The 2,187-nt window shown below is 72.3% G+C and carries 2 protein-coding genes; both read right to left on the bottom strand.

Annotation, left to right across the window (positions count from 1 at the left end; all coding sequences use genetic code 11):
- Window positions 1-77 precede the first annotated feature (77 nt).
- Complete coding sequence (locus IE260_RS40870; protein WP_189880998.1) at window positions 78-929, bottom strand: NmrA/HSCARG family protein; 852 nt, start codon at window positions 927-929, stop codon at window positions 78-80.
- A gap of 197 nt (window positions 930-1,126) precedes the next feature.
- Complete coding sequence (locus tag IE260_RS40865; protein WP_189880997.1) at window positions 1,127-2,167, bottom strand: esterase-like activity of phytase family protein; 1,041 nt, start codon at window positions 2,165-2,167, stop codon at window positions 1,127-1,129.
- Between the last annotated feature and the right edge of the window lie 20 nt (window positions 2,168-2,187).

The following is a 2,187-nucleotide window of genomic DNA, read 5'->3' as shown; positions in this document are numbered from 1 at the left end:
TGAACCGGAAGCGGCCGTGGTGCCCTCCTCACCCGGGAGGGAACCACGGCCGCGTCGCGTTCAGCGCCTGTGAGCGCTCAACGGGCGGCCGACCACACGCGCTCGGCCCAGTCGGCGTACCGGGACCAGCCGATCTCGGGGTGGTCCCGGTGGAGCGCGGGGATGTCCACCTGGTAACCGGGACCGTTGAAGAAGGCCCACATGGCGTGCATGTCGGGGTTGGTCACGGCCTCCAGCGGAACGCGCGCGTGACGGACCTCCCGTCCCAGGGCCGCACCAAGGGCGTCGGCCATCTGCACGGGAGTGGGCGCGTCACTGGCCAGTTCGATGCGCTGTCCCGCGTACCCGGCCGGGTCGAGCAGCACCTTCGCGGCGAAGGCGCCGAGATCGGCGCGCTCCAGCTGCTGCAACGGCCGGTCCGCCGGCAGCGGCAGGTCGAGGACACCGTCGAGGATGTGATCGGCGCCGCCCAGCGCGTTGTCGAAGAAGTACGTCGGCCCCAGGATCGTGTACGGCACGTCGCCCGAGCCCAGCTCCGCCTCGATGCGCGCCTTGCTCTCGAAGTGCGGCACCCCGCTGTCCTGGTCGGCCCCGGCCACGGAGCTGAACACCAGGTGCGGAACCCGCGCCCGCGTGGCCGCGGAGATGATGGCCCGTCCCTGGCGCACCTCCGCGTCGAGGCCGGCCTCGAAGGGGGTCGTGTAGGCGAAGACCGCCGCGACCCCGGTCATCGCGGCGGCGAGCGAGTCGGCGTCGCTCAACGATCCCCCGACGACCTCGACACCCATCCCGGCGAGCTGCCGTGCCGCTTGCCGTCCGGGATCGCGTACCAGTGCCCGGACCCGGGCCCGGCGGCCGAGCAGCGCTTGCGTCACCGCACTGCCCTGTCCACCCGTGGCCGCAAGCACCAGAATCGGCTCTTCGGTCATGCGGATTCCTCTTCTCGCATCGCTCGCACAGCTCGTCGGCTGCCTCACCCGCCATCATCCGCCGGTGGTGGCCCAGACACCCGGAGGACGTGCCCGTGGGCCCGTATCAGGGCACTGGGAGGCATGTGCTGTGCACGGTCGGGCATGCCGCCCGAAGTGGCGGAGGGCCGGACGCCGAGTCCCGCCTGCCGGAGGGGTCAGCGGCGTGGCAGTCGCACGGAGAACGAGTACAGACGGGTCTTCTGGTCCGCGTTCTGGTTGTCGTCGCTGACCATCAGCAACCGCAGACGTCCGTCGGCCGTGCGGCCCGTCACCGTGACGCCTTCGACGTTGTCCAGGAGCGGATTGGGCTGCGGCTGGGAGCTGGTCGCCCCCAGGGAGGGGCAGTCGGCGATGTCCGCCAGCGGCACCTTGCGGGCGAACCGGACGTGCCCCGAGCCGTCGAGGACGTCCACACCGCGCACGTCGGAGGCCGTGCGCGGGTCGACGAGCTGGAGCCGTACCGTGTTGCCGACACCGGCCGTGTATCCGCGTTCCAGGACGATCAGTCGACCGTCCGGCGTGGCGGTGATGTCGGAGATGGTCAGGCCGCGGTCGGCTCTGACGGCGTACTGGGCCGCGGCCTCGAAGTCGCCGCGCGGGCCGTCACGGTGCCAGGTCTGCAGCCGCCGGACCTCGGCCTGGTCACCCGCGAGGGCACCTTCCATGGAGGCGACCAGCGTACGGCCGTCGGACAGCAGGGCGATTCCCTCGAACGTCTGATTGCGCACCGCCCGCCCGACGGGAGCGACCTGCAACTCGTCCGGGACCGCGAGGCGGCCGAGCGGCTTCCCGGACGGGCTGAACCGGAGGACGGCCGGTCCCGTCTCGGAGGCGACCAGGCGGGTGCCGTCCCGGTCCACCGCGACGGCCTCGGAGTCCAGCGGCAGACCGTGCTCGTCGGCCAGGGCCCGCACGGCACGCACCCGGCCGCCGTCCGCGTCGAGGGTGAACAGGTGCGATTCGTCGGCGACGGCCAGCAGCCGCCGGTCGCGGTCGACGGCCAGCCCGGACACCTCCGCGACGGGTACGCCATGGAAGGTCGTCTTGTCCAGGACGTCCGAGAAGCTCTCGATGTCCGTCGACGCCGAGCAGGCGTGCCGGGCGAGCGGTGCCGCGGTCGCCAGGGGCACGGCGACGGTGGGAGAGGACAGGGCCGCGGTGGCGACGGCCACGAGCGCGAGCGAGCGGTAACGCATGGCGAACGAACTCCTCAGTT

Source organism: Streptomyces viridiviolaceus, assembly GCF_014650995.1.
In the GTDB taxonomy this organism is placed as follows: Bacteria; Actinomycetota; Actinomycetes; order Streptomycetales; family Streptomycetaceae; genus Streptomyces; species Streptomyces viridiviolaceus.
Note: the sequence above shows the minus strand (reverse complement) of the source record. Positions and strands in the feature narration are given on the sequence as shown.